The sequence below is a fragment of the Cognatundibacterium crateris genome, from assembly GCF_010078235.1.
Lineage (GTDB): Bacteria > Pseudomonadota > Gammaproteobacteria > Burkholderiales > Burkholderiaceae_D > Undibacterium > Undibacterium crateris.
In genome coordinates this window covers 1-535 of sequence record NZ_JAABOS010000039.1, presented here as the reverse complement: position 1 = coordinate 535, position 535 = coordinate 1, and the positions used below count along the sequence as shown (strand labels likewise).

Annotated in this window: 1 protein-coding gene; it reads left to right on the top strand. The window is 45.0% G+C overall.

Features of this window, described 5'->3' with window-relative positions; genetic code table 11:
* Nucleotides 1–519 (top strand): integrase core domain-containing protein (locus EYB48_RS19010; RefSeq protein ID WP_202927845.1); only part of this gene is annotated, 519 nt, incomplete at its 5' end.
* Nucleotides 520–535 lie beyond the last annotated feature (16 nt).

Sequence of the window (535 nt, the reverse complement as noted above, 5' to 3'; positions counted from 1 at the left end):
GCAGTACCCGGGGAAATCAACAAGAGTTGGTCAATTGATTTTATGAGTGATGCTTTATGGTGTGGCAGGCGCTTTCGAACTTTCAATGTCGTCGATGATTTTAATCGGGAAGTACTGGCGATTGAAGTTGATTTAAATTTGCCCTCGTCCCGAGTGATCCGGGTGCTTGAGAGGATCGTTGCCTGGCGTGGCTTTCCGGCGCAGATCAGAATGGACAATGGACCTGAATTTATTTCAGCAACCTTAGCTGATTGGGCGCAAAAGCATGATGTTCATCTGGAGTTTATCGAACCAGGCAGACCGATGCAAAATGGTTTTATTGAACGCTTCAACCGCAGCTACCGCCAAGGGGTGTTAGATATGTATGTTTTTAAGAACTTACAGGAGGTCAAAGAACGAACAGAATTGTGGATGAACGATTACAACGAGCAATGTCCACATGATTCACTCAACGGGATGACACCTGTTGAATACCGATTGTTTCATCAACCTCAAAACTCTAGTAATACCTGGCACTGATTGGGGGAGGTTTACA